Origin of the sequence: Rhodomicrobium vannielii ATCC 17100 (assembly GCF_000166055.1) — a bacterium.
In the GTDB taxonomy this organism is placed as follows: domain Bacteria; phylum Pseudomonadota; class Alphaproteobacteria; order Rhizobiales; family Rhodomicrobiaceae; genus Rhodomicrobium; species Rhodomicrobium vannielii.
Map to the genome: position 1 here is coordinate 724,641 of NC_014664.1, position 25,186 is coordinate 749,826.

The following is a 25,186-nucleotide window of genomic DNA, read 5'->3' on the forward strand; positions in this document are numbered from 1 at the left end:
CCCTGATTCCACATCAACGCTAATCGCGCAGGCATTTTCGGCGAAAATCGGGATGAGAATAAACACTTTCGCAATTTCGTTACGAAAATCGTTCGTGTTCTTCGCGCGGCGCGGCTTCAATTCGTCCTATCGGGCGCCACTCGCGCAGTGGTAAACTTGCCGTCACTTGTCTTGCCGCACGCGCGAAATGCGAGTAACGGAACGCGAGCGCAGCATTTTCCCGCGGCGGAGACGCACGCGAGCCACACTAAGACAAATAAGACAGGAGAACGGCATGGCACGGGCCAAAATCGCACTCATCGGGTCGGGCATGATTGGCGGTACCCTCGCCCATCTGATCGGCCTCAAGGAACTCGGCGACGTGGTCATGTTCGACATCGCCGAGGGCTTGCCCCAGGGCAAGGCGCTTGACCTCGCCGAGTCCGCGCCGGTCGACGGCTTCAACGTCGGCTTCCAGGGCGTCAACGACTACGCCGACATCAAGGGCGCGGACGTGGTCATCGTGACCGCAGGCGTTCCCCGCAAGGCCGGCATGAGCCGCGACGACCTTCTCGAAATCAACCTCAAGGTGATGGAACAGGTCGGCGCGGGCATCAAGAAGTACGCCCCCGACGCCTTCGTCATCTGTATCACGAACCCGCTCGACGCCATGGTCTGGGCGCTTCAGCGGGTGACCGGCATGCCGAAGAATCAGGTCGTCGGCATGGCTGGCGTGCTCGACGGCTCGCGCTTCCGCTACTTCCTCGCGCGCGAATTCGATGTGTCGGTCGAAGACGTGACGGCCTTCGTGCTCGGCGGCCACGGCGACACCATGGTTCCGCTCACGCGCTACACCACGGTTGCTGGCATCCCGCTCCCCGACCTCATCAAGATGAACTGGATCACGCATGAGCGCCTGAACGAGATCGTTCAGCGCACGCGCGATGGCGGCGCCGAAGTCGTGAAGCTGCTCAAGACCGGCTCGGCCTATTACGCGCCTGCCGCCTCCGCGATTGAGATGGCCGAATCCTACCTCAAGGACAAGAAGCGCGTGCTGCCTTGCGCCGCCTATCTCACCGGCGAATATGGCGTGAAGGGGCTTTATATCGGCGTGCCGACCGTGATCGGTGCGAAGGGCATGGAACGCGTGATCGAAATCGATCTCAACACGCACGAGCGCCTCGATTTCAACCGCTCCGTCGAGGCGGTGAAGAACCTCGTCGAAGCTTGCGTCCGCATCGCGCCGGGCCTCGCCCAACCCGCTTGACCTAGACGAAAGCCGCCTTGCAGGCGGCTTTCTTTTGCGGCTGTGTAACCCGGACTTTTTGCGGCGCACAATGCCGCCACCCACTCCCACACATTCGAGAGTGCCTCATGAACGTTCACGAATATCAGGCGAAAGCCATCCTGAAAGAATACGGCGTACCTGTGCCGAAGGGCCATGCCGCCTTCACACCGGAAGAAGCCTTCGCAGTTGCGAAGGAACTCGGCGGCCCCATCGCCGTCGTTAAGGCGCAGATCCATGCCGGCGGTCGCGGCAAGGGCTCGTTCAAGGAGCCGGAAGCGGGCGAGAAGGGCGGCGTTCGCATCGCCAAGTCGTTCGACGATGTCCGCACCTTCGCGGACGAAATGCTCGGCCGCACGCTCGTCACCGTGCAGACCGGCCCCGAGGGCCGCGTCGTGAAGCGCCTCCTCATCGAAGAGGGCGCGGCGATCAAGCGCGAACTCTATCTCTCTTTCCTCGTGGACCGCGCGACGAGCCGCGTGGCCGTGATCGCCTCGACCGAGGGCGGCATGGACATCGAGGAAGTGGCGCACGACGCCCCCGAGAAGATCCTCACCTTCTCCATCGATCCGGCGTCGGGCTATTCGCAGTTCCATGGCCGCAAGGTGGCCTTCGAACTCGGCCTCGAAGGCGATCAGGTCAAGCAGTGCGTGAAGCTGATCGGGAGCCTCTACAAGGCTTTCGTCGAGAAGGACATGAGCCAGCTGGAAATCAATCCGCTGATCGTGACCGAGAAGGGCGACCTCGTCTGTCTCGACGCGAAGCTGAACTTCGACTCGAACGCGCTCTACCGTCATCCCGAGATCGTGGCGCTGCGCGACCTTGAAGAGGAAGACCCGGCGGAAGTGCTCGCGTCCCGCTATGACCTGTCCTACGTGAAGCTCGACGGCAGCATCGGCTGCCTCGTGAACGGCGCCGGACTCGCCATGGCGACAATGGACATCATCAAGCTCTACGGTTCGGAGCCCGCCAACTTCCTCGACGTCGGCGGCGGCGCGACAAAGGAGAAGGTGACGGAAGCCTTCAAGATCATCCTGTCCGACCCGAACGTGAAGGGCATCCTCGTCAACATCTTCGGCGGCATCATGCGCTGCGACATCATCGCGGAAGGCATTATCGCCGCCGCCCGCGAGATGAGCCTCAAGGTGCCGCTCGTCGTGCGCCTCGAAGGCACGAACGTCGAACTCGGCAAGGAGATCATCCGCAATTCCGGTCTCGCCGTGATCCCGGCGGACAACCTCGCGGACGCAGCCGAGAAGATCGTGGCCGAGGTGAAGAAGGCGGCTTGACCGAACAGGGCCCCTCCACATAAGCTGTGTAACACAGGATATGTGGAGGTGCGCCATGAAAAACATAACGCTGGCCGTTGAGGATGAAGTGCTGGCGGTGGTGCGCAAATACGCCGCCGCCAACGACACGACCGTGAACGGCCTCGTAAGGGAGTATCTCGGCAAGCTCGCCCGTCATCATGGGCGCGCGGCGGAGGCCAGGAAGCAACTGATCGCGCTCGCGGAACAGTCGACTTGCGATCCTGGCGAAAACTGGAAGTGGGACAGGGAGGCGCTGTATGACCGTGGAGTGTTTTCTCGACACGAACATTCTGCTGTACGCGGCTTCGAAGAACCCGGCACACCGTTCAAAAAAGACGATAGCGATTAGACTTATCGGAGAGGAGCAGTTCGGTCTTTCGGCGCAGGTTTTACAGGAATTCTACGTGAACGCTACCCGGAAGACGGATTTCGACATGCAGCCCGCTCTGGCTCTCGAATGGATCGAGAACCTTGAGGAATTTGCATGCGTCCCGACCGATGTCGCCCTCGTCAAGGCGGCGGTGGCGCTGTCCGCCCGATACCGCATCTCGTATCGGGACGCGGCGATCATCGCTGCGGCGGAAGCGCTCGGCGCAACCACAATCTACACGGAAAACCTCAGCCACGGACAGGCTTACGGCTCCGTCACGGTCGAAAACCCATTCCTCCCCGCGCCGTCAGCGGGCGGCTTCCACGACACCGAACAGTCGCTTCTCTTGAAGGATTAGAACATGGCCATCCTCGTCGACAAGAATACAAAGGTAATCTGCCAGGGCTTTACCGGCGCGCAGGGCACCTTCCACTCCGAGCAGGCAATCGCATACGGCACGAAGATGGTCGGCGGCGTGACACCGGGCAAAGGCGGGTCCACCCATCTCGGCCTTCCCGTATTCGACACCGTGCTCGACGCCGTCCAGAAGACGGGCGCGAACGCGACCGCGATCTATGTGCCGCCTCCGTTCGCGGCCGACGCCATCCTCGAAGCCATCGACGCGGAAATCCCGCTCATCGTGACCATCACCGAGGGCATCCCGGTCGAGGACATGATCAAGGTGAAGCGCGCGCTCGTCGGCTCGAAGTCGCGGCTCATCGGCCCAAATTGCCCCGGCGTCATTACGCCCGGCGAGTGCAAGATCGGCATCATGCCCGGCCACATTCACAAGCGTGGCAGCGTCGGTATTGTTTCGCGCTCCGGCACGCTTACCTATGAGGCGGTTCATCAGACGACGCTTGCAGGGCTCGGTCAGACAACCTGCATCGGCATCGGCGGCGACCCTGTGAAGGGAACCGAACATATTGATGTGCTCGAAATGCTGCTCGCCGACGACGAGACACAATCGATCATTATGATCGGTGAAATCGGCGGCTCAGCGGAGGAGGAAGCGGCGGATTTCTACAGGACATCCTCGCGCAAGAAGCCGATTGTAGGCTTCATCGCGGGCGTTACAGCACCTCCCGGCCGACGCATGGGCCATGCTGGCGCGATTATTGCTGGCGGCAAAGGCTCAGCCGGCGACAAGATCGAAGCGATGAAGTCCGCCGGCATCGTCGTGTCCCCCTCGCCGGCCGCACTCGGGAGCACGCTCGTCGAAGTTCTCAAAGGCTGATCCGCCGAAAGGCGGGGCGGACAGCCATTCGCCGATGGCAGTGCACCCTCTCTTTTTTTGGTGCACCGCCTATTCGGTAACCAGAATGTGAGAGCAAAATTTGCGCAACTGCGCGCGAAATTTGCTCTATGTCCGCTCAAAAGCCTTTTAGGTGATGGTGATCGAAGTGAGACGGGAAAACCTCAACGAAGCGTTCGCGAGGACATCGTTTCTGCACGGTGCGAATGCGGCCTATATCGAAGACCTCTACGAGCGTTTTCAGGAGAACCCGGGGTCTGTTACTGCCGACTGGCGCGCCTTTTTCACCGATCTGAAAGAACGCCGCGGGACCGTCGACGCCGAGGCTCTTGGTCCGTCGTGGAAGCCGAAAAACGGACATAGCGACGAGGATGGCGACATCCTGAACGCGCTCGCCGCCGACTGGGGGCCGGAAGAGGGCCTTCCGATCAACCGCCGCATTCAGGCGAAGGCCCAGCAGCACGGCGTCGAAATCACCCGCGAGGAGGCGTTCCGGGCCACGCGCGAAAGCGTACGCGCGATCATGCTCATCCGCGCCTACCGCGTGAACGGCCATCTCATCGGCAATCTCGACCCGCTGCACATCACCCCTCCCGGTTCGCACCCGGAACTTGATCCGAAGACCTACGGCTTCACCGCCGCCGACCTCGATCACCAGATCTACATCGATAACGTGCTCGGCCTCGAAACCGCGACCCTGCGCCAGATCATCGAGATCCTGAAGCGCACCTATAGCGGCACCATCGGCTTCGAGTTCATGCACATCTCCTCGCCGGAGCAGAAGCTCTGGATTCAGGAGCGCATCGAAGGCCCCGACAAGGAAGTCGAGTTCACGGCGCTCGGCAAGAAGGCGATCCTCACGAAGCTCGTCCATGCCGAGGGGTTCGAGCGTTTCCTCGACAAGAAATACACAGGCACGAAGCGCTTCGGCCTTGAAGGCGGCGAGGCAGCGATTCCCGCGCTCGAACAGATCATCAAGCGCGGCGGCCAGCTCGGCGTAAAGGAAATCGTCATCGGCATGCCGCATCGCGGCCGCCTCAACGTGCTCACCAACGTGATGGGCAAGCCGTTCCGCGCGCTGTTCCACGAGTTCAAGGGCGGCTCCGCCAACCCCGAGGACGTCGAAGGCTCGGGCGACGTGAAGTATCACCTTGGCGTGTCGAGCGACCGCGAGTTCGACGGCAATTCCGTGCATCTCTCGCTCACCGCGAACCCGTCGCATCTCGAAATCGTTGACCCCGTCGTGCTCGGCAAGGTTCGCGCGAAGCAGGACCAGCTCGGCGACAAGACGCGCTCGGAGGTTCTCCCGCTTTTGATGCACGGCGATGCCGCCTTCGCGGGGCAGGGCGTCGTCGCGGAGTGCTTCGGCCTCTCCGGCCTGAAGGGGCACCGCACCGGCGGCTCGATCCACTTCATCGTCAACAACCAGATCGGTTTTACCACCGCGCCGCGCTTCTCTCGCTCATCGCCATATCCGTCGGACATCGCGCGCATGATCGAGGCACCGATATTCCATGTGAACGGCGACGATCCGGAAGCCGTGGTCTACTGCGCGCGCGTGGCGACTGAATTCCGCCAGCGCTTCCACAAGCCGGTCGTGATCGACATGATCTGCTACCGGCGGCACGGCCATAATGAGGGCGATGAGCCGTCCTTCACGCAGCCGCTCATGTACAAGAAGATCCGCCAGCAGCAGAGCGTGGTGTCGATCTACTCAAAGCGGCTCGCGGATGAGAACCTCGTCAAGGAGGAAGAGGCCGAGAAGCTGAAATCTACCTTCTGGGACAAGCTCGAACAGGAGTTCATCGCGTCCGAAAGCTATCGGCCGAACAAGGCCGACTGGCTCGATGGGCGGTGGTCCTCGATCACGCTGCCCGAGGAAGGCCCGCGTCGCGGCAACACCGGTGTCGATCTCGACAAGCTGCGCCGCATCGGCGAAAAGCTGACCGAGTTGCCGAAAGGCTTCACAGCGCACAAGACGATCGAGCGCTTCCTCGCCAACCGCCGCAAGACGATCGAGGAAGGCAAGGGCATCGATTGGTCCATGGCGGAGGCGCTCGCCCTCGGTACGCTCCTCGATGAAGGCTACCCGGTTCGCCTGTCGGGTCAGGACGTGGAACGCGGCACCTTCTCGCAGCGCCACGCGGTGCTCACCGATCAGGAAAACGAGGAGCAGTTCACGCCGCTGAATCACCTGTCCGACACGCAGGCGCGCATCGAAATCGTGAATTCGATGCTGTCCGAGGAGGCTGTTCTCGGCTTCGAATATGGCTACAGCCTCGCGGAGCCGAATGCGCTCGTGCTCTGGGAGGCGCAGTTCGGCGACTTCGCGAACGGCGCGCAGGTCGTCATAGACCAGTTCCTCGCGAGCGGCGAACGCAAATGGCTGCGCATGTCGGGCCTCGTGCTGATGCTGCCGCACGGCTATGAAGGGCAGGGGCCGGAACATTCCTCCGCGCGCCTCGAACGCTACCTTCAGCTTTCCGCCGAGGACAATTGGCAGGTCGCGAACTGCACCACGCCCGCGAACTATTTCCACATCCTGCGTCGCCAGCTTCATCGCAGCTTCAGGAAGCCGCTGATCCTGATGACGCCGAAGTCGCTCCTCAGGCACAAGCGCGTGGTCTCGTCGCTCGACCGGTTCGGCTCGGGAACGACGTTCCATCGCGTGCTCTGGGACAGCGCGCAGGTCGGCAAGAGCGAGACGGTCAAGCTCGTCCGCGATGAAGCCATCAAGCGCGTCGTGCTCTGCACCGGCAAGGTCTATTACGACCTGTTCGAGGAGCGCGAGAGCCGCGGCACCAACGATATCTACCTGATGCGCCTTGAGCAGCTTTACCCGTTCCCGGCGCGCGCGCTGATTCAGGAGCTGTCGCGCTTCCCGAACGCCGAAATCGTCTGGTGTCAGGAAGAGCCGAAGAATCAGGGTGCCTGGACGTTCGTCGAGAGCAACATCGAGTGGGTGCTCGATCACATAGGCGCGGAAACGCGGCGCCCCCGTTATGTCGGGCGGCCTGCCTGCGCGTCGACCGCCGCCGGTTTGATGAGCAAGCATACGGCGGAGTTGCACGCGTTCCTCGACGAAGCTTTGACGGTGCTGGGCTAGGTTCGGCGTAGAGATCGATTTGCGATCGGGCGACCCGTTTGCGGATTCGGTCGGCGGACAGGATAGGAGCGCCGGGCGCGGTTTTGGGCCGGGCGCGGGTCGCGTGATCGGTCGCGACGGACAGGATGTGAGATCGCGGTCGCCTTCATTTGAGGGCGGTCACGGTCTGGTTTTCAGGGGGCTACCGGGCGCGAAGCGGCTCGGAGCGGGCAAATGCGCCTCGGGATGAGGCTGTTGAAGGATTTATGCATGACCACGGAAATCGTCGTTCCCACGCTTGGCGAATCAGTCACAGAAGCGACCATCGGCCGATGGTTCAAGAAGCCGGGCGACGCCGTGAAGGCAGATGAGGCTGTTGCCGAGCTTGAGACCGACAAGGTCACGCTCGAAGTGAATGCCCCGGCGGCGGGGGTTATCGCCGAAATCCTCGTCAAGGAAGGCGAAACAGTCGGCGTCGGCGCGCTGCTCGGCACGATCGCGGAAGGCGCGGGCGCGGCCGCGAACGGTGGCGCACCCAAGTCCGCCGAGAAATCGGCACCTGCGCCGGTCGCCGCTCAGGCCACAACCCCGAGCCCTGTTCAAGCCGCTTCGCCCCGCTCGCCGAACGTCGATGTGCTCGCCCCGTCCGTGCGCCGCATCGCCGAGGAAACCGGCATCAATCCCGCCACCATTTCGGGCACCGGCAAGGATGGCCGTGTGACAAAGGGCGACATGCTTTCAGTGATCGAGGGCGGCGCCGCCTCTGCGTCCGTCGCGCCGAGTTCCTTCTTCGAAAAGGCGCCGCCGCCCGCTCCCGCCGTCCGTCCCGCCGCGCCGCGCACCATTGAAGCGCGCGAGGAGCGCGTGCGTATGACGAAGCTTCGTCAGACTATCGCGCGTCGCCTCAAGGAAGCGCAGAACAACGCCGCGATGCTGACCACCTTCAACGAGGTGGACATGTCGACGATCATGGATTTGCGCAACCGCTACAAGACGATCTTCGAGAAGAAGCACGGCACCAAGCTCGGCTTCATGGGCTTCTTCGTGAAGGCTGTGCTGCATGCCCTGCATGACGTTCCGAGCGTCAACGCGGAGATCGACGGCGACGACATCATCTACAAGAATTTCTACCATATCGGTATCGCGGTCGGCACGGATCGCGGCCTCGTCGTGCCCGTCGTGCGCGACGCGGACCACAAGTCCGTCGCCGAGATCGAGAAGGAGATCGCGGGCTTCGGCGTGAAGGCGCGCGACGGCAAGCTCAGCCTTGAAGAGATGCAGGGCGGCACGTTCACCATCTCGAACGGCGGCGTTTACGGTTCGCTGATGTCGACGCCGATCCTGAATGCGCCGCAGTCGGGCATCCTCGGTATGCACAAGATTCAAGAGCGGCCGGTCGTCGTGAACGGCAAGATCGAGATCCGGCCGATGATGTATCTCGCGCTGTCCTACGATCACCGGCTCGTCGACGGCAAGGATGCCGTGACGTTCCTCGTGCATGTGAAAGATGCGCTGGAAGATCCGCAGCGCCTCATTCTGGACCTTTAGCGCCCGCAACGCGCGATCGCGCGCTGCGCGGGCTTTCGGAACTGGCGCTGCAAACGAAGCGACGGCGCGGCAACGGACACACATACGGCCGGCACCTGTCCGGCGACCTGGGATATATTGGAGACACGCATGGTTGATGCGTACGACCTTATCGTTATCGGAAGTGGCCCCGGCGGCTATGTCTGCGCCATCCGCGCGGCGCAGCTCGGGCTCAAGACCGCAATCGTGGAAAAGAACCCGACCTTCGGCGGCACCTGCCTCAACGTCGGCTGTATCCCCTCGAAGGCGCTGCTGCACGCGTCCGAGCTTTACGAGGAAGCTGGCCACGGTTTCGCGGGGATGGGCATCAAGGTGAAGCCCGAACTCGATCTTGCGGCGATGATGAAATACAAGGCCGAGGGCATCGACGGTAACGTCAAGGGCGTCGAATATCTCCTGAAGAAGAACAAGATCGATACCCATCGCGGCACGGGCCGCGTTGCGGGCGCGGGCAAGGTGTCGGTCACGGCGGCTGATGGCGCGGTTGAGACGCTCGCGACGAAGGCCATCGTCATCGCCACCGGCTCCGACATCGTTCGGCTGCCGGGCATCGAGATCGACGAGAAGCGCGTCGTCTCGTCCACCGGCGCGCTCGATCTCGACCGGGTTCCCGAGCATCTCGTCGTCATCGGCGGCGGCGTGATCGGTCTCGAACTCGGCTCCGTCTGGCGCAGGCTCGGCGCGAAGGTGACGGTCGTCGAATTCCTCGACCGCATCCTGCCCGGCATGGACAATGAAGTGGTCAAAAGCTTCCAGCGCATCCTCGAAAAGCAGGGCGTGGCCTTCCGCGTCAGCCAGAAGGTGACGGGCGTAAAGGCGAACGGCAAAGGCCCGCTCAAGGTTGCGGTTGCGCCGGCTTCGGGCGATGGCGCGACGGAGGAATTCGAGGCGAGCCATGTGCTCGTCGCTGTCGGCCGCGTGCCCTACACCGAGGGGTTGGGGCTCGAAGAAGCAGGCGTCGCCATCGACAACAAGCGCCGCATCGTCGTTGACGATCATTTCGAGACGAACGTACCCGGCATCTATGCCATCGGCGACGTGATCCGCGGACCGATGCTTGCACACAAGGCGGAAGACGAGGGCGTGGCCGTCGCCGAAAACCTCGCGGGCAAGGCCGGTCACGTGAATTACGGCGTCATCCCGGGTGTGATCTACACCTATCCCGAGGTTGCGAGCGTCGGGAAGACGGAGGAGAGCCTGAAGGCGGCGGGCGTCGAATACACGGTCGGCAAGTTCCCGTTCACCGCGAATGGCCGCGCGAAGGTGAACCGGCAGACCGAAGGTTTCGTGAAGATCCTCGCGGACGCGAAGACGGACCGCGTGCTCGGCGTGCATATCCTCGGGCCGGACGCGGGCAACATGATCGCGGAAGCGGCGGTGCTGATGGAGTTCGGCGGCTCGGCGGAAGACCTCGCGCGCACTTGCCATGCGCACCCGACACTGCCCGAAGCGGTGAAGGAAGCAGCGCTCGCGGTCGGTAAGCGCGCGATCCACATCTGAGGAGCGCCTCCGATGCCCGCGAGGCGCGGTTTCGGAGGCGAAACACAAGGCGGTTTTCAACGGGCTTTCATTGGAAGCAGCCTGTCCGTTTTGCGCTCGTGGGCGTATCCAAGTGCTGCGTCAGCATGCCCGATCACCCTGCGGCCAGATGCAACGCGCTTCCGGTCGCTCGTGTTTTTCGGTCCTAAGTGCAGTCGGGCCGTCTGGCGCTCGTATCCGGCGTGCGAAAGCGTCCGCATTATTGGGCCGTGATCGGGCACGAACAGGCGGCGCGCAAATGTTCGGATGAATGGCAAGGGGTCCGCGGGACCACCGCAAATGCCACTAACACTCGCTCGCAAGGCGACTGATAGCGCGCACTTCGCGCCGTCACGCTCGCCTCAGGCGATCAGTCCGTCTCGTGGAAGCCAGCCTCGATCAGCGCGGTGAGGGCTTCGAGCGCCTCCTCGGCCTCAGGCCCTTCCGTTTCGATAGAAAGGATCGTGCCCGGACCGGCGCCCAGCATCATCAGCCCCATGATCGAACTGCCGCACACCTTCTGGTCGTCCTTCAGGACCGTCACCTCGGCGTCGAATTTTTCGGCCGCTTTCACGAAGGCGGCCGAGGCGCGAGCGTGGAGGCCACGCTTGTTCACGATGGTGACTTCGGCAAGGCACTGATAGATGCCGTCCGCACCGAGAGTTCGCGGTTTTTGCCGTGCCGAGGTCTTTGGCATTGTCATGCGAGAGGCCGATTCCAGGTGCTTACTGCGCGTTGAGCACAAGGCTCGCGACGTGAATATACTTTCGACCGGCTTCCTGCGCCTGTTTGAGCGCGTCCGCAAGTGCAACTTCTTCACGAATTCGCGCAAGCTTGACGAGCATCGGAAGGTTCACGCCCGCGATCACCTCGACAGAACCGGCTTCCATTACCGAAATCGCGAGGTTGGATGGCGTTCCGCCGAACATGTCGGTCAGGATGATGACGCCATCTCCGCTTTCAACCTTTTTGGCCGCGGCGAGGATCGCATTCCTGCGTTCTTCCATATCGTCGTTGGGCGCGATCGAAATCGTCGCGGTCTGCTGCTGCGGCCCGACCACATGCTCAAGCGCGGAGACAAATTCCCTTGCCAAATTGCCGTGGGTTACAATGACAAGGCCAATCATCTATTTTCCGAGGCTCGCGCGGTCTATACCCAGTCGCTTCATTGTGAAGCGCAACGATTTAACGTTCAAGCTCTATATATATTCCAAAGTGGGACAAAAGCGTTATCCACCATCCCCGTCGAAGCGCCCTAGCATTGCAAGCGCCAGTTTCATCGGCGCGGATGATTCAAACGGGTCGAGCGCAATCCGGCGTATGCGGACGCCCAGCACGTCCTCCCATTCGATCGTATCGGGAAAGCGCGGCAGTTCTCTTCTGGCGGCGAGGTCGACGAGAAGCCGCAGATGCGCGTCTCCTTCGATCCAGGGCGGCGGGAGATCGGCGATGCCGAGGGTGCGCACTTCGATCTTCCCCGTAATGGTGTCGGGGCAGGTCACGCGGATTCCCGCGTCGGTGCGACGAAGACGCGCGCCATCGTCGGCGACGAACCGGGGCTGAGCGCCGAGCGTGTCCTTCGGCAGAAACAGGAAACGAAGCGCGAGGTCCGATTTGCCCGCGCCTGAGTCGCCGCGAAGGAGCGCCGCGGCTCCGCCGAGCGCAACGCATGTCCCGTGAACGACGATCCCATCCATAGCGCGCCTCATCCGAGCGGGCAGGCGGGCAGGCGGATCACCACGCGCGCCCCCCAGCTGTAGCGTTCCTTGACTCCGCAGGCGAAAGCCTCCTCCCGCGTCGGGACCGGAGTTCGCGCCGCAGCGCCGCCCCATGCCGGCCTGTTCGGGTTGAGCGGCTTTGGCGATGTCCGGTTCTCCGCCCAGATATGCCCGCCATGGGCCTTCACGATCTGCTGCGAGATGTTGAGTCCGAGTCCGGAATTTTGCCCGAACGATTCGGGTCGGTCGGTGTAGAAGCGCTCGAAGATCTTTTCGAGGTTCTCGTCGCGGATGCCGGGGCCTTCATCCTCGACACTGATCTCGATCTCGTCCTTTTTCGGTAGCCGACGCGCGCTGACATAAATCGAGCCCTTCTTCGGCGAGAAGGAAATTGCGTTGTCGAGAAGGTTCGCGATCACCTGGCTCAAGCGGCTGTCGTTGCCGTTCGCGATGAAGCGGCGGGTCTCGGCGAAGTCCTCTTCGGTCACGCATCCCTCGACGTTGAGCACGATGCCGATGCCGCTTTCCCGTCGAACCTCCCGCTGAATTTCGCACAGCATTTTGAGCAGCTTGGCCAGATCGACGGGCTTCGCCATCTCGCGCGCGAGTTCCGCATCGAGCCGGGAGGCGTCGGAAATGTCGGTGATGAGGCGGTCGAGACGGCGCACATCGTGCTCGATGATCGCGACGAGCTTGTCGCGATCTTCATTGTTTTTCACCCTCGGCAGAAGGCTTGCTGCGTTTCTGAGCGAGGTGAGCGGATTTTTAAGCTCGTGCGAGACGTCTGCAGCGAAGCTCTCGATCGCATCGAGCCGGGAGTAAAGCGCGTTCGTCATGTCGCGGAAGGCGCGCGACAGATGGCCGATCTCGTCCGGGCGGTCGCTGAAGTCGGGGATCTGCTCGCGGTTCTTGATGTTGCGGCGGACGCGCTCGGCCGCGACGGCGAGGCGGCGCATCGGCTCGGCGATGGTGCTGGCGAGGAGGAGCGACAGGATCGCCGTCACGAAGGCGACGAGCGCCGCCACCTCGACGATCTGAAGCCGGTCGCGGGCGATCATGTCGTCGATGTCGCCGCCCTGCGCCGTCAGCAGGAGCGCGCCGAGCGTGGCGGAATCGCGCTGGATCGGCACGGCGATGGAAATCACGATGTCGCCGGCCTCGGTCACGCGAATGAGCGGCGCGAGACTGCCCGCGAGCGCAACGCGCACCTCCTCGTAAGACTTTCCGTCCGCTCCGAACTCCTTGTAGATCGGAAGATCGGATGTCCAGAATTGCCCGCGAAGCCAGGCCCATATCGTGTTGAACAAGCCGGGATCGCCCTGCGTCGCCCCGCCGTCGGCCGCGCGGCTGGTCGGCGCGCGCGTGTACAGGTTCAAACTGTCGGAAATGAGCGTGCCGTAGGGGTCGAAAACACGCGCCCGCGTCTTCGTCGGCCCCACGAGATCGCGAAGCATCGGCGAGACCACCTCCGGATCGACACGGAACGACAGGTCGGGATTGGAAAGCCCCGAGGATGGCACGGCAAGCCTGTCGCCCGCACGCGAGCCATCGGCGTCGCCCCCGTTCTTGCTCGTCTGCGCGATGGCCGTGGCGATGATCTGCGCCTGCGTCGTGAGGTTTTCGACGCGCGTGCCGATGAACTTCACGCGGTACTGGTTCAGATACAGGATGCCGCCCACCAGAACGGCCACGCCGATGATGTTGATGACGATGATGCGGCGGGTGATGCTGTTGAAGCGGTAGCGGCTGAAGAGATGCCGCCCGGCGCGAAGCAAACGCAGGCGCAGCGCGCGGCCCGGCCGCCTTACGCTCGTCGCTTCCCACCACCGGGACATATCGACCATTTTCAACCCGGGTCCGGATGATTTGACGCGGCGGGAATACGCTTCCTTCGCCGCGTCCTGTTGCCGGAGCAGACTCTCATCTTTTCAGAACGGCTGCAACGCCGCGCGCTATTCCTTGAACCGATAACCCACACCGTACAGCGTTTCGATGACATCGAAATTGTTATCGGCCACCTTGAACTTCTTTCGGAGGCGCTTGATGTGGCTGTCGATCGTGCGGTCGTCGACATAGACCTGATCGTCGTAGGCGGCATCCATCAGCGCGTCGCGGCTCTTCACCACGCCGGGACGTGTCGCGAGCGCCTGAAGGATCAGGAATTCCGTCACTGTGAGCGTGACCTGCTTGCCGTCCCAGATGCACGTGTGGCGTTCGGGATCGAGCTTCAGCTTGCCGCGCTCGATGATCTTCGACGAATCCTCCACCTGCGCCTGAGCCTCGCGGGGCGCACTGCGACGCAGGATCGCGCGTACACGCTCGACGACGAGTCGCTGGGAGAACGGTTTGCGGATGAAATCGTCCGCGCCCATCTTGAGGCCGAACAGCTCGTCGATTTCCTCATCCTTCGAGGTGAGGAAGATCACGGGCATTTCGGTTTTCTGACGCAGGCGGCGCAAAAGCTCCATTCCGTCCATGCGCGGCATCTTGATATCGAGAATCGCGAGATCCGGCGGATCGTTCGTGATTCCGTCGAACGCGGAAACGCCATCCGTATAGGCAAGGATCTTGTATCCTTCCGCCTCCAGAAGCATCCGCAGCGAGGTCAGGATGTTACGGTCGTCATCGACGAGGGCGATTGTAGGCATCAGCGATCCAAGGTTGCTTTCTGGTTCCGATTATAGTTTCTGTTGCCGAAATACCTCTATGCAGAAAAAAACATAAAGCGCAACCAACCCACCGGTCCATGATGGCGGAATTGCGGAGCTTCAGTCAATTTTCCATTTAACGTTTCGTTAACGTCATTAACGGCTCGTCATTGGCAAAAAGTAGCAGTCAAGCTCTTTTGCGCGATTCGCCCCGCGTTAGTTTGACCGCTTGCGGAGCGGAGAAATTGAGCGAAGTACAAGCCATATGAGCGGCAGGCTGCTACCGTTCGGGCGTTCAGGTGTTTATCCTGACCCACGTTTTTTGCGAGACCGCTCGCTTTGTGATTCAACCTTCATGCCCTGGAGATGAAAGTGCCTTCCTCAAAGACCTCTACACCTTGCAATCAATTGGCGGCGCCAGATCTCCAACGGGCATTGCTTCATAACGGGTCCGTGGCTGCTCTTTACGAACAGGCGATTCGCCGCGGCGAAGGTCAGGTGACGTCCACGGGCGCATTTGCCACCGTAACGGGGCTGCATACGGGCCGGTCCGCCGCCGACAAATTCGTCGTTCGGAATGCCGAGACGGAAGGCACCGTCTGGTGGGACAACTCGAAGGCGATCTCTACCGAGCAGTTCGATGTTCTTCACAAGGATTTTCTGGCTCACGCAGCCGAGAAAAATCTGTTCGTGCAGGATCTGTTCGGCGGCGCCTCCGAGGACCATCGCGTTTCGGTCCGCGTTTTCGCGGAGTATGCCTGGCACGCGTTGTTCATCGATCACCTTCTGATCAACCCGACCGCCGATCAGCTTCGCGGCTTCACGCCGAAGCTCACGATCATCGATCTGCCGAGCTTCAAGGCCGATCCGGCGCGTCACGGCGTGCGCAGTGAAACGGTCATCGCCTGCGACTTTACGCGCGGCCTGATCCTTATCGGCGGCACATCCTATGCGGGCGAGATCAAGAAGTCCGTCTTCTCCTACCTCAACTACGTGCTGCCGCCGGAAGACGTGCTGCCGATGCACTGCTCCGTGAGCGAAGGCAGCGCGGGCGACGCGGCCGTGTTCTTCGGCCTGTCCGGCACGGGCAAGACGACGCTTTCCACCGATCCGCTGCGCACCCTCATCGGCGACGACGAGCATGGCTGGTCGAAGAAGGGCCTCTACAATTTCGAGGGCGGTTGCTACGCGAAGGTCATCAAGCTTTCGGCCGAGAACGAGCCCGGCATCTACCACGCCGTGTCTCAGTGGGCGGCTGTGCTCGAAAACGTCGTGCTCGACAAGGATACCCGCGAGCCGAACTACGCGAGCGAGGCGCTGACCGAGAACACGCGCGGCGCCTATCCCATCTCCTACGTTCCCGGCGCGAGCCTTGAAGGCATCGCTGGCCAGCCGAAGAACATCCTGATGCTCACGGCGGACGCTTTCGGCGTGCTGCCGCCCATCTCGAAGCTGACGCCCGGCCAGGCCGTCTTTCACTTCCTCTCGGGCTACACCGCGAAAGTGGCGGGTACCGAGAAGGGCGTGACGGAGCCGACCGCGACGTTCTCCACTTGCTTCGGCGCGCCGTTCATGTCGCGTCATCCCACCGTCTACGGCGACATGCTGCGCAAGCTCATCGCCGAGCACAAGGTCAATTGCTGGCTCGTGAACACGGGTTGGACGGGCGGCAAGTACGGCGTCGGCAAGCGCATGTCGCTGCCGGCGACGCGCGCGCTCGTGAACCTCGCGCTTTCGGGCGGCTTCGACGCCATCCAGTTCGAGCAGGATCCGGTGTTCGGCCTTCTCGTCCCGACCGAAGCGCCGGGTGTCGATACGCGCATTCTCAATCCGCGCGAAACCTGGGCCGACAAGGCCGAGTACGACGCCACCGCCAAAAAGCTCGTCGCGATGTTTGCTGAGAACTTCAAGAAGTTCCAGCCGCTCGTCGAGGCCGACGTGTCCATGATCGCGCCCGCGCTCAAGGCCGCCGAGTAACATGTGCGAGCGCCGCTCTGGCGCTCGCCTAAAAGTTCACGCCCCGCGACTGGCCTCGGCCTTTGCGGGGTTTTTTATGGGCGCGCGATGCGTCGCGCGGTTTGCCGTACGGGGCTTGCAGCACACCCGCGCGCCGCTCATCTCGCCAGCTTTCGTTACAATCCACACCGTTGCTTTCGGCCGAGTTCCCGCCTAAGCGTTTTTCGAGCGAAGCGGAATGCCGTCTCGCGTGGAAAATCGCGCCATATCGATGGGCGGGCGCCTTTCGATGAAACGCGAATGCTCCAAGACGGCTGGAAAGCGGGGCCGTTCCCGCAGGCATGACTTGACAAAGGACGAGATCGCCCGCGATCGACTTCGCGCTGTGATCTTCGCAAACGCATGGAAGCGATCCCGGTCAGCGTTCCCCGTGCCGAAAACCACGCCTCGCGGCTAGCCGCCGTCGATGCGGCGGTCGCGCGCGGATTGCGTGCCCTCGCTTTTCGTCCCTATGCGGCCACGCTTGCGCTCGCGCTCCTTTGCGCCGTGCTCTTCTTGCCTGGCATCGCGTCACTTCCCGTTACCGACCGCGACGAGGCCCGCTTCGCGCAGGCCACGAAGCAGATGCTGGAGACGGGCGACTTCGTCGACATCCACTTCCAGCAGGAGACGCGCTACAAGAAGCCCGTTGGCATCTACTGGCTGCAATCGGCGGCGGTGACGGCGGCCGAAAGCGCAGGCGCGACGCTCACCGATATCTGGGCTTATCGCATCCCGTCGTTTCTCGGCGCGCTCGGCGCGGTGCTCCTGACGTTCTGGGCGGCGCGGGGCATCTTCGGGCGAGAGACGGCGCTTGTAGCATCGGCGCTGTTCGCAACCTGCCTCACGATGTCGTTTGAAGCGCGCATCGCGAAGTCTGACGCGGCGCTCATCGCGGCCATCATGCTGGCCCAAGGCGCGCTGTTCCGCCTCTATATGGCGCGCGACCCGGCACGCACAGGCTGGCTCGCGGCGTTGTTCTGGATCGGGCTTGGCGTCGGCATCCTCATCAAGGGACCGGTCGCGCCCGCGCTCTCCTTCATCACCGCAGCCGTGGTGCTGATTTTCGACAGCCGCCGCGCGTGGCTTCGGAACCTGCACTGGAAATGGGGCGTGCCGCTCCTTCTGCTGCTGACGCTACCGTGGTTCATCGCCATCGGCGTCTCCTCTGGCGGCGCGTTTTTCAAGGCATCGCTCGGGCAGGACTTCGCGGGCAAGCTCGCGAGCGGGCAGGAAAAGCACTGGGGACCGCCCGGCTTCTACTTCATCGCCTTCTGGTGGACGTTTTGGCCCGCCGTTCTGTTCGTGACTGGCGGCGCTATTGGGTGGCTGTGGCGAACCAGGCGCGTTTCGCGTCGCGTCCTGTTCCTCTTGGCGTGGATCGTGCCGTGGTGGCTCATCATCGAGGCGATTCCGACGAAGCTGCCGCATTACGCCCTGCCGTTGTATCCGGCCATAGCCATGGCCGCCGCGTTTGCCTTCCGCGAGGCGGCGCAGAGGGTGTCACGCGCGCGACTGAGCGCCGTTTTGTGGTGTTTCCTCGCGACCGCGCAGATCGTGCTGCTTCTCGGGCTTTCATGGATCGCCGAGGCGGAAAACCTTCCGCTGCTCGTCGCCATTCTTGTCACGCTTGCGGCAGCCTCGGTTTTCACGGCGGCCGCCGCGTGGGGAAGCTATTCCCGCGCGGCGTTGGCGGGTGCGGTGGTCTCGGCCGCGTTGTTCTACACAGCGGCGTTTCGTGTCGCGCTGCCGGGCCTTGAGCCGATCTGGATCACGAAGAGCGCAGCCGCGGCCGCCGAGCGCCTAGCCGGATGCGGAGAAGCGCCCGTCGCGTTCGGAGGCATCAGCGAGCCTAGCCTCGTCTTCATGAACGGCACCCGCACGATCCTAGGCGGCGTCCCCGGCTCGGCCGAAGCGCTTGCGTCGGGCGCCGCGCGACTGGCCTTCATCAACGGCAGCAAGCGCGACGTGTTCTAAAAGGTTTTCGAGGATAAGGCTGGTGCGGCACCGCGCATCCTCGGCTGCGTGGACGGCGTGAATATCAACGGACGCGGACCGACGCGCCTCTTCGTCTTCGCGCGGCCGGAGACTGCGGCGCTTCCCGCCTGCATGCCGGTCCCCGAAACCGAATGCCGCGACAAACAGGCCGTGCGCTGGCGGCGGCTGTTCGATACGAAATTTTGATCTTCCGCCCGTTTTTTGTTATCTTCATATTTGGTTAAGATTTTAACGAGTTCTTTTCCGGGTAGGTTCCATGAAACCGCTTATTGCCGCCGCATGCCTTTGTCTTTCCGCCGCAGCCTTCAACCCCGTCCCCGCCGCTTCCATCCCGCTTCAGTCCGCGCCCGCTCCGACAGCCTCGCAACCGCTCCTGAAGGTCGGCTGCAGCTATTATTATTATGTCGAGTGCGAGCACAGCACATGGCGCAGCCATCATCGCTGGGGCTCGCGCGCTGAATATCCGTCGCGCTGGCGCAGCCACTTCCGCTGGGGTTCCTACGCGGGCGACGACCCGTGGCACAGCCGCGCGCGCAGCCACTATCGCCCCGGCTCATACCATCGCTACTGGGCTCCGCGTTACGACGATTGGGAGTGATCGCGGTTCGTCCCACATGGCGGCTTTGTCAAACTTCGCTACAATTTTCACGAAACCGCCATTGTTCGAACGCAACCGTGCCCCCCAACGGGGGCACCTTTCCCCTCCAAGCAGGAGCCGGTGCCGGTTCGCTTTCTCCGACCCCCCCAATGCCCAGAGCCCTCTGGCACCGGTGCCTGCTTGGCCTTTACGCCTTTCCCATAGCGAAAAGCGCTGCCGATGCTTAGGTTTCAGGCATCGATTCGGCAGGCTCGCACGGGAGACGGCATGAGCGAAGACACCGACACCGGCATATTCGCCGGCAAAAGCGTTAAGCCGGAATATCTCAATTTCAAATTCGCCAACCGGCACGGCCTCATCACGGGCGCGACCGGCACCGGCAAGACCGTGACGCTGCAGATCCTCGCGGAGGGGTTTTCGCGCGCGGGCGTCCCGGTTTTCGCCGCCGACATCAAGGGCGACCTCTCCGGCATTGCGGCAGCAGGCGAGCCGAAGCCGTTTCTGGAAAAGCGCGCGAAGGAAATCGACCTCGACAACTACACTTTCGAGGCGTTCCCGACGATCTTCTGGGACTTGTTCGGCGAGCAGGGCACGCCGATCCGCGCCTCCATCGGCTCGCTCGGGCCGATGCTGCTGTCGCGGCTCATGGAACTGAACGAGACGCAGGAAGGCGTGCTGACCATCGCGTTCCGGCTCGCCTCCGACGAGGGCCTCCCGCTCAACGATCTCAGCGATCTGCGCTCCGTTATCGCGCTTGTCTCGGAGCGCGCGCAGGAGCTTTCGCAGCAATACGGCAATGTGTCGAAGACGTCAGTGGGTGCGATCCAGCGCCGCCTTCTGGTGCTCGACGAACAGAAGGCCGAGCTCTTCTTCGGCAAGCCGCAACTCGACATCGAAGATTTCATGCGGAAGGCACCGGACGGCCGCGGCTTCATCAGCGTGCTCGCCGCCGACAAGCTGATGTCAACACCCCGGCTCTACTCGACGTTCCTTCTCTGGCTGATGACGGAGCTTTTCAACAAGCTCCCCGAAGTTGGCGACATCGCCAAGCCGAAGCTCGTCTTCTTCTTCGACGAGGCACATCTTCTCTTCAACGAAGCGCCCAAGGCGCTGCTGGAGCGAATCGAGCAGGTCACACGCCTCATTCGCTCGAAGGGCGTCGGCGTCTATTACATCACGCAAAACCCGCTCGACGTGCCGGATCGCGTGTCAAGCCAGCTCGGCAACCGCGTGCAGCATGGGCTTCGTGCCTTCAGCCCGCGCGAGCAGAAGGCCGTGCGCGCCGCCGCCGAAACCTTCCGCGCGAACCCGGCTTTCAACGCCGAAAAGGCGATCCTCGAACTCGGCACCGGCGAGGCGCTCGTCTCCTTTCTTGAGGGCAAGGGCGAGCCGTCCATCGTGCAGCGGACGTTGATTCGCCCGCCGTCGTCGCGGCTCGGGCCGGTCACGCCGGAAGAGCGCAAGGCCGTGATCGAGGCGAGCCCCATCGCCGGAAAATATGACGAGGAAGAAACAAGCGTCGCGCCAGCGAACGGCAGAATGCGCCGTGGCACCGACGCGCGCGCGGGCCAGGCGCGCAAAGACGACGACTACGAATGGGCGGGCGAGTTCCGCATCCCGAAGAAGCCCGGGTCACCGGACGAACCGTTGCCGCGCGAGGACGATCCCGAGCCTGAACCGCAGCCGAAGGGGCGCGGGCGCGGCGGCGGCTACAGTCGCCAGACCTACGGCGAGGCGTTCGGCAAGTCGCTGCTGCGCTCGCTCGGCTCGGCGGCGGGGCGTATCCTTGAGCGCGTGCTGAGGCCGAAATAACCCAGCTTACCAATTTCTCATTTGGGATCGTGGCGACAATCACCAGTTTTCTCGGATGCGCGCTTCGGCAGCTTGACTTTGCCGCCGAAGTGGTTACGTTCCTGCTTCGTTCTGTGATTTTTCGGGTGGCGTGGTGATGGTTACGGGGATCAGAAGTTCCTTGCGATTGGCTTGTATCGCGATGGGCGCGGCTGCGCTGGCGGCGATCGGTGGCGTGCATGCGCAGGGCGACCGCAGCGCGCGGCCGGGTGACTTCGATTATTATGTGCTGACGCTGAACTGGTCGCCGACCTACTGCGCGGGGCGTGAGGACGGCGGCAATGAACGCGGCCGGTCGTCTCGATTCGACGAAGATGAGACCGGTGGCGGATACCGCTTTTTCAACGACCGGCGCAACGGCCGCAGCAGTGGCTCCGATGAGCAGTGTAACGGCTCGCGGCCCTATGCCTTCGTGCTCCACGGCTTGTGGCCGCAATACGAGCGGCGCGGCTGGCCGGAGTCGTGCCGGACGGATTACCGCCCATGGGTTCCGAATGAACTTATCGACCGCATGCTCGATATCATGCCGAGCCGTCAACTCGTCATCCACGAATACAAGAAGCACGGCACATGTTCGGGGATGGACCCGCGCGGATATTTTGCCGCCGCTCGCAAGGCTTACAACAGCATCCGCATTCCCGACGAATTTCAGGATTTGACCAAGCCGCTGCGCGTGGGGCCGGAGGAGGTGCGACGCGCATTCCTGGACGTGAACCGCAACCTGACGCCCGACATGGTGCAGATCGTCTGTTCGCGTAACAGGTTGCAGGAAGTTCGCGTCTGCATGAGCAAGGATTTGCAGCCGCGTCCCTGTGCGGAAAGCCGCAGACTCTGCAATTACGACACCGTGACCATGCCGCCGGTTCGCGGGGGTGGGCAGGGTCCGCAGGGTGGGCCCACGCAGCGCGGCGACCGGTTGTAGGCCCAGAAGGAAGCGCCCGGGGGGCTTCGGTTCACGTACGGGCCTGCAGCGGCAAGCCCGTCGAACCTCGGTGAACTCTCCGATCACCGCTTGCTCCGCAGCTTTCTGTCACCATCACCGAGAGTTTTTTCCGCTGACCGGGAGAGTGGCTGGTTGCAATGCGCCGGGATTCGGGTGAGAGCAATCGCCAGCTTTCTCTCTTCTCCCACGAACCAGCCTAAGCCCTGAGCATGCCGCGCTACAAGATTACAATCGAATATGACGGGACGCCGTTTTCGGGCTGGCAGATGCAGGCGAACGGCCGTTCCGTGCAAGACCATCTCGCGCGCGCTATCGAGCGTTTCACTGGCGTACGTGCCATCCCGCGCGGGGCGGGACGAACGGATGCTGGTGTGCATGCGCGCGGGCAGGTGGCGCATGTCGACCTTGAACGCCGTTGGCCGCCCGAAACTGTTCGTAATGCGCTGAATTTTCACCTTCGCCCGGCTCCGATGGTTATTCTCGCATGCGAAGAGGTGGACGAGACCTTCGACGCCCGCTTTTCAGCCAAGGCGCGGCATTATCTCTATCGCATCGTCACCCGCCGCTCGCCCCTCGCGCTGGACCGGGATCGCGCGTGGCATATCGGCGTCCCGCTCGATGCCGAAGCCATGCAGGAAGGCGCGCGCCATCTCCTCGGCCATCACGACTTCACAACCTTCCGCGCCTCGCAATGCCAGGCGAAATCGCCGCTGCGCACTCTCGACACGCTCACCGTCCGGAGCGAAGGCGAAAGCGTGTTCATCGCCACGAGCGCGCGATCATTCCTTCACAATCAAGTGCGCTCGATGGCGGGCAGCCTCAAGCTTGTGGGCGAAGGGAAGTGGCAACCGGAAAGGATGCGTGAGGCGCTTGAGGCGCGCGATCGTCGGGCATGCGGTTCGGTCGCACCCGCCTGCGGCCTGTATTTCATGACTGTGGATTATTGAATGCGACAAGGCGATTCTCGGCCATTTCGATCTGCGCGTGGTCGCCATAGGGCGTGGGTCTCGAAGAGCACCCGCCAGCCGTTTTCGACGAGGGCGAGACCGAGCGCGGCCGCCAGATGGCTTTTGCCAACGCCCGGAGGGCCGAACAACAAGATGTTGGCGCCTTTGCCGAGCCATGCGTCGCCAGAGGCCAGCGCCATCACCTGGGCCTTTGAGACCATCGGCACGGTTTCGAAGTCGAAGGCGGCAAGCGTCTTTCCTGCCGGCAGACGCGCCTCGGCCATATGGCGTTCGAAGCGCCGGCGGCCCCGGTCGGCGAGTTCGTGCTCGGCAAGGGCTGCCAGGAAGCGGGCCGCCGGCCAGCCCTCCTTGTCGGATTGCTCGGCAAGCCTGGCCCATATCGGCTTGATGCCCGGCAGGCGGAGTTCGGTCAGCAAAAGCTCGAGGCGAGCGGCGTCGATTGTCGCGGTTGTCATGCTGCTGCCTCCAGGCTGAAGGCCGGCCCGACAGGGTGAACGGCGGCAAGCTCGTCGTAAGCATGAAGCGGCGCGAGGTTCACTTCGACAACGGGCGCCGAGGCCTGGGGCGCTCCGAAGCGTTCGCGCAATCTGGCAATCTCCAGCGTCTGGCCGGAATGAAGCGCGACGTCGATAGCCTGGGCGAGTTCAGCCTCGCAGCCGCGATCGTGCGCCAGCGCCAGCAGTTCGACCGTCACCTTGCACGCTCGCTTTTCGCCGCCGCCGGCGCGCAACGCCTCGAAGGCTTTTCGATAAGCCGCATGCGGGAACAGCTGGTCGCGATAGGCAAGATTATTGAGCGCCATCGGCTTCTTGCGGAGCGCGTGAATGACATGGCGGTAATCGACCACGTGCCCGCCCTTCTTGTCCGAGACCGGCTGCCCGCGTTTGAGTGTCATCACAAGCGTCGAGCCGAGAAAGCGTCGTAGATCCGAACGCGCAGGCGATGACCGATCAGCCGCGACGGCGCGGTGTAGAACACCCGGCGCAGGACGAAGCCGCCGCTCGACGTGACCGTGACGATCTTCTCCTCATAATCGGCGGTGCGCCGCGTCGGCAGCGGGGTGAGCGCCGCCCGCTCCAGTTCGATGCGCTTTCGGTTATGGGCATTGCGTCGGCCGACGATCTCGTCGACGAAGGCGCGGTAGCTGTCGAGGTCTTCGAAGTCGCTGCTGGCGCGGAGCAGAAGCGCGTCCTTTAGCGCCCTCTTCAGATGGCCATGGGCGCTCTCAATGGACCCGTTCTCATGCGCGATGCCGCGATTGTTGCGCGTCGGCGCCATCCCTTAGTGACGCATGAGGCCCTCGTAACGCTGGGTCAGGTCGTCCTTTGCTGCCTTGTCCAGATTGCGGTACGCCGCCGACAGGCTGTCGCTGCGAGGTTCGCCGGGCACGCCGCCGAGCGCCCAGAGCGCATTCTGCAAACCCTCGGCCAGCGCCACGAAGCTCTCGCCGCCGAGTACAACCTCGGCATGCTCGAAGCCCGAGAAGACGAGCCGGAAGTGATAGAGCCGGTGATCGAGCGCGACGCCCGCAATCGTAATGCAAAGCTCGCTCGTGTCCGTGAAGTCCGAAAGGCCAAGACGGCCGGGCTCATGTTCCTGGCGGAAGATGACATCCTGCTCTGGCCCTTCGACGGCGCGCCAGGTTCGCATCCGTCGTTCCAGCGTGCGCCGGATATTGGGATTTAGGCCCGAAAGCCGCCGCCGGATCTCGTCGAACACGGCGATCGACCGGATCCCCGGCGCCGCTTTCAGGATCGGAACGACCTCGGCGTCCCAAATCTCGGCGAGCGGATCGGGCCGGCGGCGTCCGCGCGGCGCCTTTTTCTGCGAGGGCAGACGCGGATCGTTATCGATCCGGTAGCCCGTCGCGGTGCTGAAGCTGGCCTTGGCGGCGGCAACAGCGGTGTCGTGGGTCTGTCAGAAACTCATAGACAGCCTCATCTGATGGTCGGTGATGTGGAGGCCGGGCAAGCGATGATCCCTCGAAATTGAGACGAATCAGTAGCTTGACGCCGTCCCGCTCGACCGCCAGACGGGTTCGAAAAAACGCCGCCGCGGATAACCGCCGTCAGTCGGGC

At 62.9% G+C, this 25,186-nt stretch carries 20 protein-coding genes and 2 pseudogenes; 15 read left to right on the plus strand and 7 right to left on the minus strand.

Annotation, left to right across the window (positions count from 1 at the left end; translation table 11 throughout):
* Positions 1-274 precede the first annotated feature (274 nt).
* From mdh to lpdA, 8 genes are all read left to right on the plus strand, one after another.
* Positions 275-1,246 (plus strand): malate dehydrogenase, encoded by a 972-nt coding sequence (gene mdh, locus RVAN_RS03215; RefSeq protein ID WP_013418327.1) that lies wholly within the window; start codon positions 275-277, stop codon positions 1,244-1,246.
* Between the two features lie 107 nt (positions 1,247-1,353).
* Positions 1,354-2,553, plus strand: a complete 1,200-nt coding sequence (gene sucC / locus RVAN_RS03220) for an ADP-forming succinate--CoA ligase subunit beta (protein ID WP_013418328.1) — start codon at positions 1,354-1,356, stop codon at positions 2,551-2,553.
* A gap of 55 nt (positions 2,554-2,608) precedes the next feature.
* The gene (locus RVAN_RS20020; protein WP_013418329.1) at positions 2,609-2,923 is read left to right on the plus strand and encodes a hypothetical protein; all 315 of its coding nucleotides are present in this window, start codon (positions 2,609-2,611) and stop codon (positions 2,921-2,923) included.
* Positions 2,832-3,302: a PIN domain-containing protein gene (locus RVAN_RS03225; protein WP_013418330.1), complete on the plus strand. Its 471-nt coding sequence runs from the start codon at positions 2,832-2,834 to the stop codon at positions 3,300-3,302. The genes RVAN_RS20020 and RVAN_RS03225 overlap by 92 nt, the downstream gene beginning before the upstream one ends.
* Before the next feature lie 3 nt (positions 3,303-3,305).
* Positions 3,306-4,181, plus strand: coding sequence for a succinate--CoA ligase subunit alpha (sucD, locus tag RVAN_RS03230; protein WP_013418331.1), 876 nt, complete (start codon positions 3,306-3,308; stop codon positions 4,179-4,181).
* A gap of 154 nt (positions 4,182-4,335) precedes the next feature.
* Positions 4,336-7,305, plus strand: a complete 2,970-nt coding sequence (locus RVAN_RS03235; protein WP_013418332.1) for a 2-oxoglutarate dehydrogenase E1 component — start codon at positions 4,336-4,338, stop codon at positions 7,303-7,305.
* A 249-nt stretch (positions 7,306-7,554) separates the two neighbouring features.
* Positions 7,555-8,832 (plus strand): 2-oxoglutarate dehydrogenase complex dihydrolipoyllysine-residue succinyltransferase, encoded by a 1,278-nt coding sequence (gene odhB / locus RVAN_RS03240; RefSeq protein ID WP_041787256.1) that lies wholly within the window; start codon positions 7,555-7,557, stop codon positions 8,830-8,832.
* Positions 8,833-8,961: 129 nt separating this feature from the next.
* Positions 8,962-10,371, plus strand: coding sequence for a dihydrolipoyl dehydrogenase (gene lpdA / locus RVAN_RS03245; protein WP_013418334.1), 1,410 nt, complete (start codon positions 8,962-8,964; stop codon positions 10,369-10,371).
* 388 nt (positions 10,372-10,759) lie between these two features.
* Here the strand turns inward: lpdA and RVAN_RS03250 are convergent, their stop codons facing one another.
* The 5 genes from RVAN_RS03250 to RVAN_RS03270 form a co-directional block, all read right to left on the minus strand.
* Positions 10,760-11,092, minus strand: coding sequence for an HPr family phosphocarrier protein (locus RVAN_RS03250; protein ID WP_013418335.1), 333 nt, complete (start codon positions 11,090-11,092; stop codon positions 10,760-10,762).
* 22 nt (positions 11,093-11,114) lie between these two features.
* Positions 11,115-11,516: a PTS sugar transporter subunit IIA gene (locus RVAN_RS03255; RefSeq protein ID WP_013418336.1), complete on the minus strand. Its 402-nt coding sequence runs from the start codon at positions 11,514-11,516 to the stop codon at positions 11,115-11,117.
* Between the two features lie 102 nt (positions 11,517-11,618).
* The gene (locus RVAN_RS03260; RefSeq protein ID WP_013418337.1) at positions 11,619-12,086 is read right to left on the minus strand and encodes an HPr kinase/phosphorylase; all 468 of its coding nucleotides are present in this window, start codon (positions 12,084-12,086) and stop codon (positions 11,619-11,621) included.
* An 8-nt stretch (positions 12,087-12,094) separates the two neighbouring features.
* Complete coding sequence (locus RVAN_RS03265) at positions 12,095-13,951, minus strand: sensor histidine kinase (protein WP_013418338.1); 1,857 nt, start codon at positions 13,949-13,951, stop codon at positions 12,095-12,097.
* Between the two features lie 108 nt (positions 13,952-14,059).
* Positions 14,060-14,755, minus strand: coding sequence for a response regulator transcription factor (locus tag RVAN_RS03270; protein WP_013418339.1), 696 nt, complete (start codon positions 14,753-14,755; stop codon positions 14,060-14,062).
* 366 nt (positions 14,756-15,121) lie between these two features.
* Here RVAN_RS03270 and RVAN_RS03275 point away from each other — a divergent pair, with 366 nt between their 5' ends.
* From RVAN_RS03275 to truA, 7 genes are all read left to right on the plus strand, one after another.
* A complete protein-coding gene (locus tag RVAN_RS03275) occupies positions 15,122-16,732 on the plus strand; it encodes a phosphoenolpyruvate carboxykinase (protein WP_049779203.1) in 1,611 nt (536 codons plus the stop codon).
* Between the two features lie 381 nt (positions 16,733-17,113).
* Positions 17,114-18,727, plus strand: coding sequence for an ArnT family glycosyltransferase (locus RVAN_RS03280; RefSeq protein WP_013418341.1), 1,614 nt, complete (start codon positions 17,114-17,116; stop codon positions 18,725-18,727).
* A gap of 57 nt (positions 18,728-18,784) precedes the next feature.
* Positions 18,785-18,934 carry a hypothetical protein gene (locus tag RVAN_RS20025; protein WP_155942334.1) on the plus strand — a complete coding sequence of 50 codons (150 nt, stop codon included), beginning with the start codon at positions 18,785-18,787 and terminating at the stop codon, positions 18,932-18,934.
* Between the two features lie 70 nt (positions 18,935-19,004).
* Positions 19,005-19,346, plus strand: a complete 342-nt coding sequence (locus RVAN_RS03285) for a hypothetical protein (protein ID WP_013418342.1) — start codon at positions 19,005-19,007, stop codon at positions 19,344-19,346.
* A gap of 267 nt (positions 19,347-19,613) precedes the next feature.
* Positions 19,614-21,158 (plus strand): helicase HerA-like domain-containing protein, encoded by a 1,545-nt coding sequence (locus tag RVAN_RS03290; RefSeq protein ID WP_013418343.1) that lies wholly within the window; start codon positions 19,614-19,616, stop codon positions 21,156-21,158.
* 166 nt (positions 21,159-21,324) lie between these two features.
* Positions 21,325-22,119 carry a ribonuclease T2 gene (locus RVAN_RS03295; protein WP_245258027.1) on the plus strand — a complete coding sequence of 265 codons (795 nt, stop codon included), beginning with the start codon at positions 21,325-21,327 and terminating at the stop codon, positions 22,117-22,119.
* Between the two features lie 230 nt (positions 22,120-22,349).
* Complete coding sequence (gene truA / locus RVAN_RS03300) at positions 22,350-23,087, plus strand: tRNA pseudouridine(38-40) synthase TruA (protein ID WP_013418345.1); 738 nt, start codon at positions 22,350-22,352, stop codon at positions 23,085-23,087.
* 62 nt (positions 23,088-23,149) lie between these two features.
* Here the strand turns inward: truA and RVAN_RS03305 are convergent.
* Positions 23,150-23,563, minus strand: a pseudogene (locus tag RVAN_RS03305) (ATP-binding protein); the annotation flags it as partial.
* Positions 23,560-25,079 (minus strand): annotated as a pseudogene (istA, locus tag RVAN_RS03310) (IS21 family transposase). The pseudogenes RVAN_RS03305 and istA, both read right to left, overlap by 4 nt.
* Positions 25,080-25,186 lie beyond the last annotated feature (107 nt).

What these genes read in the sequence shown, in the direction of transcription:
- RVAN_RS03285 (WP_013418342.1), top strand. Translation starts at nt 19,005, where the DNA reads ATGAAACCGCTTATTGCCGCCGCATGCCTTTGTCTTTCCGCCGCAGCC.
- mdh (WP_013418327.1), top strand. Translation starts at nt 275, where the DNA reads ATGGCACGGGCCAAAATCGCACTCATCGGGTCGGGCATGATTGGCGGT.
- sucC (WP_013418328.1), top strand. Translation starts at nt 1,354, where the DNA reads ATGAACGTTCACGAATATCAGGCGAAAGCCATCCTGAAAGAATACGGC.
- RVAN_RS03255 (WP_013418336.1), bottom strand. Translation starts at nt 11,516, where the DNA reads ATGATTGGCCTTGTCATTGTAACCCACGGCAATTTGGCAAGGGAATTT.
- lpdA (WP_013418334.1), top strand. Translation starts at nt 8,962, where the DNA reads ATGGTTGATGCGTACGACCTTATCGTTATCGGAAGTGGCCCCGGCGGC.
- truA (WP_013418345.1), top strand. Translation starts at nt 22,350, where the DNA reads ATGCCGCGCTACAAGATTACAATCGAATATGACGGGACGCCGTTTTCG.
- RVAN_RS20020 (WP_013418329.1), top strand. Translation starts at nt 2,609, where the DNA reads ATGAAAAACATAACGCTGGCCGTTGAGGATGAAGTGCTGGCGGTGGTG.
- RVAN_RS03290 (WP_013418343.1), top strand. Translation starts at nt 19,614, where the DNA reads ATGAGCGAAGACACCGACACCGGCATATTCGCCGGCAAAAGCGTTAAG.
- sucD (WP_013418331.1), top strand. Translation starts at nt 3,306, where the DNA reads ATGGCCATCCTCGTCGACAAGAATACAAAGGTAATCTGCCAGGGCTTT.
- RVAN_RS03260 (WP_013418337.1), bottom strand. Translation starts at nt 12,086, where the DNA reads ATGGATGGGATCGTCGTTCACGGGACATGCGTTGCGCTCGGCGGAGCC.
- RVAN_RS03235 (WP_013418332.1), top strand. Translation starts at nt 4,336, where the DNA reads ATGGTGATCGAAGTGAGACGGGAAAACCTCAACGAAGCGTTCGCGAGG.
- RVAN_RS03225 (WP_013418330.1), top strand. Translation starts at nt 2,832, where the DNA reads ATGACCGTGGAGTGTTTTCTCGACACGAACATTCTGCTGTACGCGGCT.
- RVAN_RS03280 (WP_013418341.1), top strand. Translation starts at nt 17,114, where the DNA reads ATGGAAGCGATCCCGGTCAGCGTTCCCCGTGCCGAAAACCACGCCTCG.
- odhB (WP_041787256.1), top strand. Translation starts at nt 7,555, where the DNA reads ATGACCACGGAAATCGTCGTTCCCACGCTTGGCGAATCAGTCACAGAA.
- RVAN_RS03270 (WP_013418339.1), bottom strand. Translation starts at nt 14,755, where the DNA reads ATGCCTACAATCGCCCTCGTCGATGACGACCGTAACATCCTGACCTCG.
- RVAN_RS03275 (WP_049779203.1), top strand. Translation starts at nt 15,122, where the DNA reads ATGAAAGTGCCTTCCTCAAAGACCTCTACACCTTGCAATCAATTGGCG.
- RVAN_RS03250 (WP_013418335.1), bottom strand. Translation starts at nt 11,092, where the DNA reads ATGACAATGCCAAAGACCTCGGCACGGCAAAAACCGCGAACTCTCGGT.
- RVAN_RS03265 (WP_013418338.1), bottom strand. Translation starts at nt 13,951, where the DNA reads ATGGTCGATATGTCCCGGTGGTGGGAAGCGACGAGCGTAAGGCGGCCG.